Below are 14,377 nucleotides of genomic sequence, written 5' to 3'. Positions count from 1 at the left end.
CTTCATGCTGGGATGGAACATTCCTTCCTTGATGGCCTCGATGATGCCTCGGATCTGTTTCTCGACCTTCACCTGTTCCACCTGCCAGACATCGGCGTTGGACCGACGCTCGCGGTTGAGACGATTGGTCTCCTCGGCATAGGCACGCATTGCCTCGGCCGCGATCTCGGGGGCCATCATCCGGTCCTTGAGACCAGAGAGCACGCGGCGCTCCAGATCGGGACGGGGGATCGTCCGGCTGTTGGTGCAGGATCCATTGGTGACATGGCCTGAGCAGGCAAAACGGTCAGAACCCCGCAGGGCGTAGGGGCCACCGCACAGGCCGCAGAACAGCAGACCCGACAGCAGGGATTTCGGCCGGCGGGTGCCATTCAGCCGGTTGCGCTTGTGGTGGGCGCGAACAGCCTCGGTGACATTGACGTATTTCTCGGCAATGATGCTCTGGCGGGCCTTGGTCGCCTGCCAGAGGGCATCATCGACGATCCGCAGATCGGGTACGTCTGTGATGACCCACTCCGATTCCGGGTTGAGGCGCGAGACGCGCTTGCCCGTCGACGGATCTTTGACGTAGCGCTGGCGGTTCCAGACCAGTCGGCCGATATACAGCTCATTGTTGATGATGCCGGTGCCGCGCTTCACATGGCCCCGGATGGTAGTGTCACTCCACAGCTTGCCCTCCGGGCCGGCGATGCCTTGATCGTTCAGGGCCTTGGCAATGGCGCGTGGCCCAATGCCGGCGGCGAAGTCACGGAAGATGCGGCGGACGACCTCCGCCTGATGCGCGTCGATCTCGCGATCGCCCCGGATCTGTTCGCCTTTGGCGTCGAACTGGCGGACGACGCGATAGCCGTAGCACAGCCCACCGCCGGATTTACCGTCCTCAACCCGACCGCGCAGTCCGCGATGGGTCTTGGCGGCGAGGTCTTTCAGAAAGAGGGCATTCATCGTGCCCTTGAGGCCGACATGCAGTTCGCTGATCTCCCCTTCTGCTAGGGTGACGATCGGCACGCCGGCGAATTTCAGATGTTTGAACAGGGTGGCGACGTCAGCCTGGTCGCGCGAGACGCGATCCAGCGCCTCGGCCAGCACAATGTCGAACCGTCCGGCCTGGGCATCCTGCAACAGGGTCTGGATACCGGGACGCAGGATCATGCTGGCGCCGGAGATGCCCGCGTCCTTGTAGGCGCCGACCACCTTCCATTTCTCTCGTTTCGCCTGTTCGCGGCAGATGCGGAACTGGTCCTCGATCGAGGCGTCGCGCTGGTTGTCGGACGAGTAGCGGGCATACAGGGCGACGCGGGTCATGGGATGTTCCTTGAGCGGTATTTCCTGTCAGGCGACCTTGTCCATCCGGCTGGGCCGGATCAGCACCTCGGCCGAGATGCCGAGGCCGTCATGCAACTGGCGGATCATGTCGATCGACAGGCCACGCTTGCGGTTCAGCACGTCCGCCACCCGATTGCGCGGGCCGATCATCGGTTCCAGATCCTTGCGGGTGAGGCCCTGCTGCTCCATGCGGAAGCGGATCGCCTCGACCGGATCGGGCGGATCGATCGGATGGTGCTTGGCCTCATAGACGTCGATCAGGGTCGCCAGCACGTCGAGCCGGTCGCCGTCCGGCGTGCCGCTCTTCGCTCCCCACAGCCGCTCGACTTCTTCGAGCGCCGCGTCATAATCCGCCTCGTTGCGGATGGGCTTCAGATCAGCCGTCATGTTCCACCTCCGTCACGTCGATCCTGTCATACGCTTTGTGCGTGCCGATCCATTTGATCCAGACAATGCTTTTCTCGAAATCGACCGCCACGACCAGGCGATAGGCATTGCCCTTGATGTTGAAGACGATCCGCTGGGCACTGACGATACTGGCCGTGGCGTAGAGCCGCTTCACATCGGCGGTGCTTGTCCAGCCAGACCTGCCGACTTCGGCGAACCAGGCGTCGAGCGCCGCCTTCACGGCCGGCTGGTCCTTCTGGCCCGTCAGGCTGTCGACGAACTCTCTCAGCGTGCGGCGGGCGATGATCCTCATTGACTGACCTTATATCACGGGACCATAATGGTCACAAGAAAAATACACGACTGCCCGACGAAGGGTCGTTCGCCGGGGAACACGCAGCCGGGGAGGGGAGGCTACCGCATGGGACCGGATCGGTTCTGACGGGCCTGTTTCCGCTCCAGCGCGCGGGCACGCTCGAACTGCTCGCGGGCCATCTGCCGGCCGATCAGGCGGGCGAGGGATCGGATGGCGTCATCGGACGGGCGGAACGCCTCTTCGGCCGTTTCCGCCTCGCTGGCGGGACCGAATACCTCGATCCTGATCCTGTCGGGTTTGTGTGCCATCCTGTCCACCTTCCAGGTCATGGGGCGACAGGACCGATGAAGGACAGGACAAGGGGATTTGAGAAGACCATGCGCTGGTCGATGCGGTAATCGGCGGTGATCGCGCAGAAAAGGGAGGCTTATCGGCCGTGGAAAAGGTGATCATTCTTCTGGCGATTGGATATGCCATTGGATTCTACATCCGGGGGCGTCGTGCGACGGCCGATCTGGCACAGGCAGGGCAACAGATTGCCGAGAGGAATGCCCGACTTCAGACACTGGATCGTCAGATCGCTGGACGCGATACAGAAGTTTCGTCTTTGCGCCGTCGGATTGCTACGCTGGAAACACAGGCCGCCGACCAGAAGAAGGATGCAGAGCGTCGACGGCAATATTTTCAGGACAACGACCTGTCCAACACGCAAAATCAGCTACACTTCATCAATCAGTGCAGTCTGCGGGCCGTCCGTCCCGTCAATAAAGAGGCTGTGCAGGTGCTCTACGCGCTCGACGAGTGGATCAGGACATATCAGCCCGACTGGCGTTTTGCCTTCGAGGTTTCGATGGGCGGGTTCATCAGAACGACGTACGATCCGCAAGATCCGCGTCAGAAGCAGGCTTTCAGTTCCTATAGCGGCAAGCGTGTCGATTTCCTGCTGATTGATCGCTATGGGCTGCCAGTATTGGTGATCGAATATAATGGCACAGGCCACGACCTGTCCGGCGACGCGGATGACCGCATGGCGGTGAAGCGTCTGGCCTTGCAGAAGGCAGGTATTCCTTTGCTGGAAATTCCCGAAAAGATGGCCAGACCTCAAATCATGGCCGCCATTTCCGAGGCTGCCGGGACGGCTCTCAAGGTAAAAACAGGCTAAGGGCTCCGCCCTCGCGCTGGCAAGGGGGCGCGTCAGCAGGCTGACGCCGCCCGATGGGGTGTCCCCGATCTTCCTGCGCTGCGCTCCGTGCAGACCGGGCGATACCCCTCCCCATCGGCCGCCCTTGCCGTTGCTACCCCGCTGCTCGCCGCGAGGCAGAGGAACAGCGGGGGCTGTTCCTCGCGGAACAAAGGGAAGAGACCATGACCGGTAATACCAACACGGCGACCGATTTCCGCAATACCATTCTCAACGGCGACAGCGTGGAACTGATGCGGGCGCTGCCTCGCAATGCTGTGGACTTCATCCTTACCGACCCGCCTTACCTGGTGAACTATCAGGGCAGGGACGGGCGGAAGGTCCGCAACGACGATAATGCGCGCTGGCTCCGGCCTGCTTTCAACCAGATGCACCGTGTGCTGAAATGGGGCGGGTTCGCCGTTTCGTTCTATGGCTGGAACCGCATCGACCTGTTTGCCGATGCCTGGAAAGCAGCCGGGTTCTGCATGGTCGGGCATATCGTTTTTCGCAAGTCTTATGCGTCATCTTCCCGGTTTCTCCGATATGAACACGAAAGCGCCTACCTGCTGGCGAAGGGAAACGTCACACCGCCTGCAAAGCCCATCCCGGATGTGATCGACATGCCGTATTCGGGAAACAAGCTGCACCCGACGCAAAAGCCCGTGGCGGCACTCCTTCCGCTGGTTGAAGCCTTCTGCCCGGTGGGTGGTTTGGTTCTGGACCCGTTCGCAGGTTCGGGTTCATCTCTGGTGGCGGCGCAGCATCTTGGCCGGGACTGGCTCGGGATGGAACTGGACGCGGACCACGCGGCAACGGCGACCCGGCGCCTGACCTGGCACGCGGCGAAGAAAATAGCGGCATAGGGAGTGAACGCCGCAGGGCCGACAATTCGGTTCTGCGGTGCCCCCTTCCTTGGCCTGTCTGCCCGCACAAATTTGCGCCGATCCGGCTTCGCGGATCGGCGAGGGGAAGAGGGAAAAGAAACGTCGCTCGCCGGACGAGTGCCCGGCTCGCAAACTATTTCGGCAGGCGTGGACGAATGCCATAATATCGTGCGATCGCGTTACGAGATCGACATATCTCCAAATGCAGTCTGCACAAAACTTTCCCATTGCGCATCCTGATTGTCCTGCTGCCAGAAGCAGGCGCAAGAGGAAGGGTAACGCGATGCCGATATCAGATTGGCAGTCGCCGGCCGCTTATGAACACGCAAAAGACATTGCAGCCGCCGGCATGGCCTGGGAATATCTTCGACGTGACGACGAATACCGTCGCGCGTTTCAGCGAATGAAAACGATTGCGGCTCCGAAGCCAGGGGGCGGGAAAGTCTTTTCCGAACGATGGGGTTTGCGATTTCCCTGTCGATCCGGCGCAGCCTGCTGGCCGCACGCCTGTTTTCTGGGTAACGGAACTCTCGCCTGACGTGATCGAACTGCGCGAGGCTCCGGCGAATGCGGATGATCCGGCTGTCATGCCGATCAACCTTAAGGAATTACCGGACCTCGTCGCGCAGCGGGATGACGATGAAGCGTGGCATGGTTTCTGGCTGTCCGGTGCGTCGGCGCATCAGTTCTGGCTTCCGACACGTCCGGCGGATGGACGGTTGACCTACGTCGTCGTCCTGCCGCTTGATAAATTGCTGGAGCTTCGCGCAGAGGCCGTGCTGCGTTTATGGCGCGCGCTGGCCGGCCGGCCTGACGGCAGGTGGGCTCACGATTTCCCACGACAGACACGGGACCGGCATATCCTGATGCTCAGGGCGTTTGACGGTCGGGCGGATGGTGCGAGTTATCGTAAGCTCGCCGAGGTCTTGCTCGGGTTTCGCGGAAGAAAGGCCGACTGGGAAAACGATCCTCGCAAGAACCAGGTTCGTCGGCTCGTTTCTGATGGTCGGTATTATGTTCGTGGCGGCTATCGTGAGCTGTTGCGTTACCCAATCCGGTTATCTGTATCTATCGGTCATTTATAGGAATGATCAGTCGCCGGAAAATTTGACCTCAAAGTATGTTCTCCAAACAAACAATTTTAGTACCCGAAACGGAATTGTTTTATGAGAATCTCAGTTCTTCTTTTGGATTTTTGTTTCCAAATCGTTCTTTGAGTTTTTGTTGAATGGGGGGCGGTATAGAGAGCCAATTACTTTCGTGGCATGCTAAATGAATATCACTGAGTGTCTCGCCAACATTGAGAAAGACGCCGTAAGATTGTCGTACTGTTGCTTCGTTCTCAATTAGCTCTTTGGGTTTTGTTGCGGTTGAAATTGAATTCAATGCTGTGCCATGAGCTATCCCAGATAGAATATCGTAACATTCTTGGCTGATGCTTTCTTTGGCCTCAGATAATTTTTTTAGCCGGTATTCAAAATCGGGAAAATTCTCACGGAGGTATTTTTTAATTACGCCAGGGAGGCTAGGTTGTGATTTAAAGCATTTTACATTTCGCCATTCTACTGGATGATCTTTGTAGTAAAGGTACTGTAAAGATAGTTCATAATGTGAGCGAAGTGATAATATCGCAGGCCGGACGAGGCCGCATGATATTAATGAAATGGATTCCACCGCGGAACCATAACAACCTTTTAGAAGAATATCGCATTCTGATGGCGAAACCCTTAAATACATAGCAATCCAAGTCAGTGAAGGCTTTAGCATTTCAAGGCATTCATCAGCTCCAGATGAATTTATTCGAACAGAATCCGAGATTGCATTCGAAAAATCGACATAATCTTCGAGACTCATCGTAGTCTCCAGTCAGATTTTGTTGTTTTTTCATGTTCATGTTTGATGCGCATTGCAGCGTGAAACACCTCCTGAACGGAGAAAATCGTAACCAACTTCGTAATCCACGCTTGAAACCCACGTCGAGAATCAAATAAAGGAACTCGATTTACGTTTTTAGGCGAAAGTTTTAACAGGTTTTCCGCTAACATATCAGCAAACATTTGAACGGGAATACGCAATTCTTTTTTTCGCATCTGATCAAGGTCATGATAAATATCATGCATATTAGAGCTAAAAGACGAATGATCTATTGATCGGTTCACGGTTAAGGCCAAAGAATTGTCGATTTCGTCTTCAATATCTCGGACTAATTCCACAAATGAACCTGGGCTCATTTCCGAAACTATGGAGTGTAGCGCGCGGAGATCACTTTCACTTAGGCGAAGTAAAGCCAGAGAAGCTAAACTCCAATATTTTCCAGGTTTTATCATGATCAACGAATCCCTAAGCGGTCTGATATTTCCTGAGAAAGCCTGCTAATCTCTTGCCGTAAGACTGACGAGTATGGTCCTTTTCGATCCGTGGCAAAACCTGTGTAAGTTGGTTCTGCTGAAAGAAGTTTACTGTGGAATAGACGGTTAATTAATATGTTTGGTCCAAATTTTGGATGTGCTCTTAACTCCAATTCAATTTGTGACATTGGATTACTTCTTTTTACATCGTTGATTAATATCATGTGAGATAAGTTCAAATTTAGATGTGTGAACAACTCGTCTACCATACCAACACCAAGTATGGAAAATTTGTCTAATTTAATGGGAGATATAACATGGGTGGAATTTTCTAATGCGCATTTGGTTACGAAAGAACTGCTTGGGTTGCAATCTAAGACTATAAGATCATATTGTTGCCGTGCTTGAGACATAAAACGTTTCATATAATCAGAAGCATATTTAAGTTGTCGAGCATCATCTATCATCGAGTATTTCATCAGATCAAATGCCCCTGGTATCATATCTAATCTTGCAGTATCGCCATTACCAAATTTTCTCAGTATCCTAGAAATATCATTAGAATTTGGTGGAGGATTGTCTGAATGTTTTACTTGAAAAAAATCAGAAGAAGGAGAAGGTTCAAAGCATTTTAAAACAGTTTTCTTGCTGTTTAATATGGTATCGTATTCGTCTTGAGTTAAAACTGATTGGGTTAAATTGAACTGCGCATCAAGGTCAATAAGAAGAACTTTTTTCTTCATTCTATGATATAGAACACGCATAACATGAGCTGACACTGTTGTTTTGCCAACGCCGCCCTTCATATTTAGAATTGACACAACAGGTGCAGGCAAAGCAAGTCTCCTAAATAAAAATACTTATGTTAATAAATTATGTTAATCGTCTTTATTTGGTGTTGTGGAAGTGAATTTCGCGGGTAGGTGAGGGTGCTTCTATAGAAAACATAATGACCTCTGGGTATTGTTAATCACTTGAGTCGTGTTTCACTCTACCGACTATAGGATTCATGCTCAATGGACGTTTTTCATCGGAGTGCCGGAATCGTCTCCTGCTGATTCCGGCACTCTCCAGACCGCCGATCCTCCGCCACGGTTCGCCATGGCCCGCTGTCGTGACCGACAGCCGCCGAACCCAACCGGAGGCTGATCATGCTCGATCCCAAGACGGGGTTGCCGCCCCGTTTCCTGCGCACGCCCGACGCGGCGCGCTTCCTCGGTATTTCCATCCGCACGCTGGAAAAACACCGCACCTATGGCACCGGCCCGACCTATCGCAAGATTGGTGGCCGCATCGTCTATACCCTTTACGACCTTCAGGGCTGGACCGAGAACGGCGTCCGCAGGTCCACGACCGACGAGACACCCTGCCGTGTTTTCCCCGCCCGCCCGCTGACTCCGGCCGAAAAGGCGACCCTTTGAATGGCCGGCGTCATGCGGCAGCGCGGCCAGCAGGGGCGGGAGAGCGAGCGGTTGCGCCTCGATCCCTTCGTGATCGCGGGTGGGGATGCCAGCCCTCGCGACCAGCGCGACCTGATGGAGCGCCCGTTCTTCTCGCTTTCCAAGGCAAAGCGGGTCGCGCCGATCCTCTACGAGGCCGGCGGTCAGCGGGTCGAGATTCACGGCCTTGCCGAGCATGGTATGGCGACGATCTGGGACGCCGACGTGCTGATCTGGGCCGCTTCGCAGATTGTCGAGGCCGAGAATGGCGGCCTCAGGACGTCTCGCTTCCTGCGCTTCACTCCGTACCAGCTTCTGACGTCCGTGGGGCGTGCCACGGGCGCACGGGATTATCGCCTGCTCAAGGCGGCGTTCGCCCGCCTGCAATCGACGGTGATCCGCACCACGATCCGCAACGGCGAGCACTGGCGCCGGCACCAGTTCTCCTGGATTAACGAATGGGAAGAACGCACGACCCGCGACGGCCGTGTCGAGGGCATGGAGTGTGTCCTGCCGGACTGGTTCTATCGCGGCGTCATCGACCGCTCGCTGGTCCTGACGATCGACCCGGCCTATTTCCGTCTGACCGGCGGTATCGAACGTTGGCTCTACCGCGTTGCCCGCAAACATGCCGGGCACCAACCGCAGGGCTGGCTGTTCGAGATCGCGCATCTCCATGAGAAATCAGGCAGTCTGGCGCGTGTCTCCGATTTCGCGCTCGACCTGCGACGCATCGCCGCCCGCCAGTCGCTCCCAGGCTATCGCCTCACAATCCGGCGCGAGGGGCGGCGGAAACTGCTGCATATCCGCCCCGTCAACTTATCCACAGTGCCTGTGGATGACGGTGTGGACGGACACGGGATTTCGGGCGCAGGGACTATCGGGACTTCGGGCGCATCCCTATCGGGATTTCAGGCGCATGAACCCCAGTTAAGTCTTTGGCCTGAAACGCGGAATCGCGCTCCTAACTTAGAGTCTAACTTAGACTCTAACTTTTTGATGTTGGGGCGACCGGATACCAACGGTGGTGCCGGTGCCGCCGACAGGCCGCATGATCCGCACACGTGTGGTCTTTCTTCCATACCGGGAGACGGGCCATGACCAGCGCCACAACGTCCCGTGCGCGGGGCCACGCCCTGCCGTTTGCCCGTGACGCCTTGACCCATGTCGAACTGACCCACATCGAAAAGCGCGTCGAGAACTGGGTCAGATTCGGCCATGAGGCTCAGGAGCAGATCCTCGACCGTCGGCGCCGTATCTTTTCCTTCCGTCCCGGCAGCATCTTTGCCTTTGTCCGCTGGGCGGCCAACGATTTTGGCACGGTCGGGTCATGTATCGACATCCTGCGCGCCGTGGCTCCGGGAGAACCCTGTCAGACGGTGCCTTTCGTCCGGCCGGGCGGTGAAATCCTGCTGAGGGTCGCGGGCTGGCCGAAGGTCGAACAGGTGCTTCGTCATATCGATGCGGTGGAAGAGGCCGGCATCGACGCCTGTGCGGTTGCGCCCGATCACTGGCGGTATGTCGGCAACCGGCTGAACGCGGGTGAGCCGCCGCGCGCCTACACGACGGCACGTCATCGGGCCTGGCTCAGACGGCGGGAGATCGTGCCATGACCCGCTTTGGCTATGTCATGGCGACGTATTTTGCCGCGATGGGCGTCGCCGTCGCGTCCATCGTCCCCGTGCCGGTGAAGCTGCTCTGGAACGCATCCGCCAGCACGCCCCTCGGCCTCTACGACCTTACAGCACCGAACGGGCTGAAGGCCGGTGATCTGGTCGCCGTCAGGCCACCGAAACCGCTGGTCGATTTCATGGTCGGGCGCGGCTATATCGGACGGAACGTGCCGCTGCTCAAGCCTCTCGCGGCGCTACCGGGGCAACAGGTGTGCCGTGTCGGCCGTACCGTCACCGTGGATGGCGTGGTGCTCGGCGAGGCACAGGACCGCGATCGGCGCGGGCGCGTGTTGCCGGTCTGGCAGGGCTGCCGCCGCATCGCGCCGGATCAGATTTTCCTCATGAACCCGTCCGTCCATGACAGCCTGGACGGCCGCTATTTCGGCTCGCTTCCGCGTAATGCCGTAATCGGCCGGGCGACGCCGCTCTACACTGACGCGCACGGCGATGGCCATTTCGTCTGGCACGACCTGCTCGCTGGTAGGCCGATGCCGCTCTTTCCCAACATCGCTATGGAGACTTCCCATGCCGCAGATCGGTAGCTTCACGCGCGACAAGACCGGCTTTTCCGGACGCATCCAGACCTTCCTTGGTTTCCATGAGATCGTCATCGTGCCGGCCGAGAAATCGGATTCCGACAACGCACCGGATTATCGCATCCATCGTGATGAAGAGGATGGCCCGGAGATCGGTGCCGGCTGGAAACGCACGGGCGAACGCGCTGGCGATTATGTTGCCCTGCTGATCGACGATCCGCTCCTGCCGCAACCGTTGCGCGTCAATCTGTTCCGTGATGGCGGCAATGGCGGTGTCTGGTCGCTGCACTGGAGCCGCCCCCACAAGCGCGATGGACGGGACTGACGTCATGCAGAATCAGACCCGGATCGTGTGTCTGCTGGCGGCGGGATGTCTCGTGTCCATGGTGCCGGTTGCTGTATCAGCGCAGACAATCGACGTCCCGTATGCCGCCGAAGTCGCTGAGGCTGCGCGGCGTTTCGACATTCCGGCAACCTGGATCAGGGCCGTCATGGGCGCCGAGAGTGCAGGTGATCCGGGCGTCGTTTCATCAGCGGGGGCGATGGGGCTGATGCAGATCATGCCCGGAACATGGGCGGATCTGCGCATCCGGCATCATCTCGGCCGTGATCCCTACGATCCGCGCGACAATATCCTGGCGGGCGCGGCCTATCTCCGCGAACTGCATGACCGCTACGGTTCGCCGGGTTTCCTGGCCGCCTATAACGCCGGTCCCGATCGCTACGAGGCGTCCCTGGCTGGGCGTCCGCTCCCATTGGAAACGCGCGCTTATGTTGCCGCCGTTGCACCGATCATCGTAGGTGGTGGCGATGCTTCCGTCATGATCGCGGCGGCGGATCGGTTTGCCTGGACCCGTGCGCCGCTGTTCATCGTGCAGCCGGATCGCAGCACGGCGGTCGCGTCTATGCGCGATATGTCGGGGATCATGCCGCGATCGGATGGCCTGTTTGTGGCTTCAGGTGGCATGGGATCGCGGCCATGATGACAATGTGCAGGGCAGGGGGTGGAGAGGCGGAAAGGGAGCGCAAGATTAAAGCGGACGGCACCCCATGGGTCCGATCCGCAGGGCAAGCCCTTGTCTGCACATTGGTTTGGGTGGCACCCCCTATGAGGGGGTATGGTGCCGCGACAGGCGGCGAACTCAGTGTCTACCCCGTTTTTCGCGGCACTCTTACCTGTTTTCGGCAGTTTTGGACGGGTCGGCGGTCGTGAGCGCGGGCGACGACAACCGGTTTCGCCCGAGGCCGGGTCGCATCCGCGCCAACACGCCGAAGGTCGGTCGTGCCAGGAGTTTCCTGACCAGGGTGCGGACGGTCACGCGCCAGCAGCAGGCGGCGAACGGCGGGAGCGGACGCCCCCGAGGCGGCGGTCCTAGCCATGTACCGAAAGGGGACGGAAGCATCGCATCTGGGCGTGGTGTGCGGCGTGGAAGGGGGGCGACGTTCGTGCGCACCCGGAACCTCTCGAATGGCTGGAGCCATCGCCGGCCGGGCAGTCGTCGTGTCGTCGTCAAATCCCGCTCCGTCCGTGCCGCCGGGCGAAACGGCAAGGCCGCTGCCCATCTTCGCTATATCCAGCGCGACGGCACCGCCCGAGACGGTGAACGCGGACGGCTCTATTCGGGGACCGAGGATCGTGCCGATGGTGATGCCTTTCTCGATCGCGGCCGCGATGACCGCCACCAGTTCCGCTTCATCGTCTCACCGGAGGATGCCGGAGATCTCGCCGATCTGACGGGCTACACCCGAGATCTGATGGCCCAGGTCGAAGCCGATCTCGGCACGAAGCTCGATTGGGTTGCGGTTAACCACCACAATACCGGTCATCTGCATGTGCATGTCGTCGTCAACGGCCGTGACGCCTTGGGCGAGGATCTGGTTGTTGATTTTCACTGAGAACTGACCCGGGTTTTTCATCAGGAATTGACCCAGCCAGATGCTATTTCAGGCACAGTCGGGCGGGCGGTCAAGAAGAGGATCTGTCCTTTCTGTTTTTTGACGCGGCGGTGCTGGCGCGGAACCTGTAGCTGTCATTTCCTGTCTCGAGGATATGACAGTGATGGGTCAGCCGATCGAGGAGCGCCGTTGTCATCTTCGGGTCACCAAAGACGTCTCCCCATTCACTGAAGCTCAGATTGGTTGTGATGATGACACTGGTGCGCTCGTAGAGGCGGCTGAGCAGATGGAACAGCAGGGCGCCCCCAGACGCACTGAAGGGGAGATAACCGAGTTCATCAAGGATCACGAGATCCAGGCGGAGCAGCCTGTCGGCAATCTGCCCGGCCCGGTTGGCGGTCTTTTCCTGTTCGAGCGCATTGACCAGGTCGACCGTTGACCAGAAGCGCGCCTTCTTGCGGTGATGGGTGATCGCCTGGATGGCCAGCGCGGTCGCCAGGTGGGTTTTCCCGGTTCCCGGACCGCCGATCAGCACGACATTTTCAGCACGCTCGATGAAGTCCCCGCTATGGAGCTGGCGGATCATGGGCTCGTTGACCTGCGTATCGGCAAAGGAGAACCCGGACAGGTCCTTGTAGGCGGGGAACCGGGCGGTCTTTGTCTGGTAGGCGATGGAGCGCACTTCGCGTTCGGCCAGTTCCGCCTTCAGGAGTTGTGAGAGGATGGGGATGGCCGCCTCGAAGGCAGGTGCCCCCTGCTCGATGAGGTCGGCCGTGGCCTGGGACATGCCATACATCCGCAATCCACGGAGCATGACCACAAGTGAAGCAGCCGCAGGATCATGACGCATGGCGGCTGTCCCTTCGCAGGATGTCATACCGCCCTGTATCGGCGCACGGTTCGTGTTCGAGCACCAGGGCCTGTGGGGCATCGAGCCGGGGAACCACGGTTCTCTTGGCATCGATCAGGCGATGAAGCGTATTGAGAACATGGGTCTTGGTCGCCACGCCGTCTTCAAGTGCCAGTTCAACCGCGCAGAGGACAGCCTGCTCATCATGCTGCAGCACAAGGGCCAGGATTTCAGCCATTTCCCGGTCGCCTCCAGGGCGCCTGAGCAGTTGATCCTGCAGGGTCCGGAAGGCGGCTGGCAATTCGGTAAACGGCGCGCCATTGCGTAGGGCGCCCGGTTTGCGCTGGATGACCGCCAGATAATGCCGCCAGTCATACACCGTGCGGCCTGGCACACCATGCGAACGCGTGATGATCCGGTCATGCACGCACAGAACTTGCCCTTCGGCGATAATGCGCAGCTTGTCAGGATAAACCCGCAGGCTGACCGGACGATTGGCAAAGGAGGCCGGCACGCTGTAGCGGTTGCCTTCGAACTGGATCAGGCAGGTTGGTGAGACGCGCTTGGTCTGTTCGACAAACCCGTCAAAGGGACGCCCCGGCACCATGAGGTGGGGACGTTCGCTTGCATGGACCTCGGAGACGCTACACGGCAATCCAGCATGCCGCAGCCGTTCCCAACGGTCCAGGCAGCGGGCTTCCAGCCAGGCATTCAGCGCCCCCAGATCGGGAAAGACGGGCAAATCCTGCCAGATCTGGCGCCGGGCATCCTGCACGGTCTTCTCGATCTGCCCTTTCTCCCATCCGGCTGCCGGATTGCAGAAGGTCGGCTCGAACAGGTAATGGCTGGCCAGGGCCATGAAGCGCAGGTTGACCTGACGCGCCTTGCCCGACCCAATCCGGTCCACGGCCGTCTTCATGTTATCAAAAATACCCCGCCGCGGCACGCCACCGAGCACGCGGAAGGCCTCGGTAAGCGCATCAAAAAGCATCTCGTGGGTCTGTAGGGGATAGGCCCTGAGTATGAAGGCCCGGCTGAAGGACAGTTTGGTGTGGGCAACCTGCAGCTTGACGCGACGGTCGGCAATGACCGCCCAGTCCTCGCCCCAGTCGAACTGGAACGCTTCCCCGGGCTGGAAGCACAGGGGCACAAAAACACCCCGACCCGTTGTCTGGCGTGCCTGGTGCTGTTCGTGTTTCCACTGCCGGATGAAAGCGGCCACCCGTCCGTAGGATCCATCATAACCCAGTGCCACAAGGTCTTCATGCAGTCGTCGCGCCGTGCGCCGATTCTTGCGGGGGCGAGCGGCTTCCAGGACCAGCCATCCCCTCAGCCTGTCAGCAAACGGGTCCAGTCGGCTGGGACGTTCGGGGACCTGGAACCGCGGTTCAATACTCTGTGCCCGGAGATATTTCCGGATCGTATTGCGTGACAGTCCCGTCCGGCGTTCGATCTCGCGGATCGGAAGATGATCCCGGCAGTGCCACCGGCGGATCACACTCAGAAGCTCCATGTCAATCACTCCAAAACCCCCCCAGC

General features: G+C 58.6%; 20 protein-coding genes. 11 read left to right on the top strand and 9 right to left on the bottom strand.

Annotation, left to right across the window (positions count from 1 at the left end):
* From AGA_RS13350 to AGA_RS01405, 4 genes are all read right to left on the bottom strand, one after another.
* The coding region (locus AGA_RS13350; protein WP_197556486.1) for a recombinase family protein at positions 1-1,305 on the bottom strand (1,305 nt) is incomplete at its 3' end.
* A gap of 27 nt (positions 1,306-1,332) precedes the next feature.
* Positions 1,333-1,713 (bottom strand): helix-turn-helix domain-containing protein, encoded by a 381-nt coding sequence (locus AGA_RS01415; RefSeq protein WP_059022683.1) that lies wholly within the window; start codon positions 1,711-1,713, stop codon positions 1,333-1,335.
* Positions 1,703-2,026 (bottom strand): type II toxin-antitoxin system HigB family toxin, encoded by a 324-nt coding sequence (locus tag AGA_RS01410; protein ID WP_059022682.1) that lies wholly within the window; start codon positions 2,024-2,026, stop codon positions 1,703-1,705. The genes AGA_RS01415 and AGA_RS01410 overlap by 11 nt, the downstream gene beginning before the upstream one ends.
* A 101-nt stretch (positions 2,027-2,127) precedes the next feature.
* Positions 2,128-2,337 carry a hypothetical protein gene (locus AGA_RS01405; protein ID WP_231945885.1) on the bottom strand — a complete coding sequence of 70 codons (210 nt, stop codon included), beginning with the start codon at positions 2,335-2,337 and terminating at the stop codon, positions 2,128-2,130.
* A gap of 128 nt (positions 2,338-2,465) precedes the next feature.
* On the opposite strand from AGA_RS01405, the gene AGA_RS01400 reads away from it, so the two are divergent.
* The 4 genes from AGA_RS01400 (at position 2,466) to AGA_RS01390 (ending at position 5,181) form a co-directional block, all read left to right on the top strand.
* Positions 2,466-3,191, top strand: a complete 726-nt coding sequence (locus AGA_RS01400) for a DUF2726 domain-containing protein (RefSeq protein ID WP_059022680.1) — start codon at positions 2,466-2,468, stop codon at positions 3,189-3,191.
* 203 nt (positions 3,192-3,394) lie between these two features.
* Complete coding sequence (locus AGA_RS01395; protein ID WP_059022679.1) at positions 3,395-4,075, top strand: DNA methyltransferase; 681 nt, start codon at positions 3,395-3,397, stop codon at positions 4,073-4,075.
* A 223-nt stretch (positions 4,076-4,298) separates the two neighbouring features.
* On the top strand, positions 4,299-4,634 hold the full coding sequence (locus tag AGA_RS14410) for a transcriptional regulator domain-containing protein (RefSeq protein WP_373319896.1): 336 nt from the start codon (positions 4,299-4,301) through the stop codon (positions 4,632-4,634).
* Between the two features lies 1 nt (position 4,635).
* Positions 4,636-5,181: a DUF2285 domain-containing protein gene (locus AGA_RS01390; RefSeq protein ID WP_083503499.1), complete on the top strand. Its 546-nt coding sequence runs from the start codon at positions 4,636-4,638 to the stop codon at positions 5,179-5,181.
* 79 nt (positions 5,182-5,260) lie between these two features.
* Here AGA_RS01390 and AGA_RS13625 read toward each other — a convergent pair whose 3' ends face one another.
* Genes AGA_RS13625 through AGA_RS13340 form a run of 3 tightly spaced genes read right to left on the bottom strand, consistent with a single transcriptional unit; the run spans position 5,261 to position 7,280 of the window.
* On the bottom strand, positions 5,261-5,950 hold the full coding sequence (locus AGA_RS13625) for a hypothetical protein (RefSeq protein WP_157065268.1): 690 nt from the start codon (positions 5,948-5,950) through the stop codon (positions 5,261-5,263).
* On the bottom strand, positions 5,947-6,423 hold the full coding sequence (locus tag AGA_RS01385; RefSeq protein WP_059022678.1) for a hypothetical protein: 477 nt from the start codon (positions 6,421-6,423) through the stop codon (positions 5,947-5,949). Before AGA_RS01385 ends, AGA_RS13625 begins: the two co-directional genes overlap by 4 nt.
* Positions 6,424-6,425: 2 nt before the next feature.
* Positions 6,426-7,280 carry a ParA family protein gene (locus tag AGA_RS13340; RefSeq protein WP_157065267.1) on the bottom strand — a complete coding sequence of 285 codons (855 nt, stop codon included), beginning with the start codon at positions 7,278-7,280 and terminating at the stop codon, positions 6,426-6,428.
* A 315-nt stretch (positions 7,281-7,595) separates the two neighbouring features.
* On the opposite strand from AGA_RS13340, the gene AGA_RS01380 reads away from it, so the two are divergent.
* From AGA_RS01380 to AGA_RS13920, 7 genes are all read left to right on the top strand, one after another.
* Positions 7,596-7,865 carry a helix-turn-helix transcriptional regulator gene (locus AGA_RS01380; RefSeq protein WP_059022677.1) on the top strand — a complete coding sequence of 90 codons (270 nt, stop codon included), beginning with the start codon at positions 7,596-7,598 and terminating at the stop codon, positions 7,863-7,865.
* A complete protein-coding gene (locus tag AGA_RS01375) occupies positions 7,866-8,984 on the top strand; it encodes a replication initiator protein A (RefSeq protein WP_157065266.1) in 1,119 nt (372 codons plus the stop codon).
* Entirely contained in the window at positions 8,981-9,496 is a 516-nt protein-coding gene (locus tag AGA_RS01370) for a DUF2840 domain-containing protein (protein WP_059022676.1), read from the top strand. The genes AGA_RS01375 and AGA_RS01370 overlap by 4 nt, the downstream gene beginning before the upstream one ends.
* Positions 9,493-10,098, top strand: coding sequence for a S26 family signal peptidase (locus AGA_RS01365; RefSeq protein WP_059022675.1), 606 nt, complete (start codon positions 9,493-9,495; stop codon positions 10,096-10,098). The genes AGA_RS01370 and AGA_RS01365 overlap by 4 nt, the downstream gene beginning before the upstream one ends.
* Positions 10,082-10,417 (top strand): DUF736 domain-containing protein, encoded by a 336-nt coding sequence (locus AGA_RS01360; RefSeq protein ID WP_059022674.1) that lies wholly within the window; start codon positions 10,082-10,084, stop codon positions 10,415-10,417. The genes AGA_RS01365 and AGA_RS01360 overlap by 17 nt, the downstream gene beginning before the upstream one ends.
* Before the next feature lie 4 nt (positions 10,418-10,421).
* The gene (locus AGA_RS01355; protein ID WP_059024569.1) at positions 10,422-11,075 is read left to right on the top strand and encodes a lytic transglycosylase domain-containing protein; all 654 of its coding nucleotides are present in this window, start codon (positions 10,422-10,424) and stop codon (positions 11,073-11,075) included.
* Positions 11,076-11,538: 463 nt separating this feature from the next.
* Positions 11,539-11,988, top strand: a complete 450-nt coding sequence (locus AGA_RS13920) for a relaxase/mobilization nuclease domain-containing protein (RefSeq protein WP_197556485.1) — start codon at positions 11,539-11,541, stop codon at positions 11,986-11,988.
* Between the two features lie 70 nt (positions 11,989-12,058).
* Here AGA_RS13920 and istB read toward each other — a convergent pair whose 3' ends face one another.
* The gene (gene istB / locus AGA_RS01340; RefSeq protein WP_025437151.1) at positions 12,059-12,838 is read right to left on the bottom strand and encodes an IS21-like element helper ATPase IstB; all 780 of its coding nucleotides are present in this window, start codon (positions 12,836-12,838) and stop codon (positions 12,059-12,061) included.
* Entirely contained in the window at positions 12,828-14,351 is a 1,524-nt protein-coding gene (gene istA, locus AGA_RS01335; protein WP_059024568.1) for an IS21 family transposase, read from the bottom strand. Before istA ends, istB begins: the two co-directional genes overlap by 11 nt.
* Between the last annotated feature and the right edge of the window lie 26 nt (positions 14,352-14,377).

The sequence above is a fragment of the Acetobacter ghanensis genome, from assembly GCF_001499675.1.
In the GTDB taxonomy this organism is placed as follows: domain Bacteria; phylum Pseudomonadota; class Alphaproteobacteria; order Acetobacterales; family Acetobacteraceae; genus Acetobacter; species Acetobacter ghanensis.
This window is presented reverse-complemented; position numbering and strand designations above follow the sequence as displayed.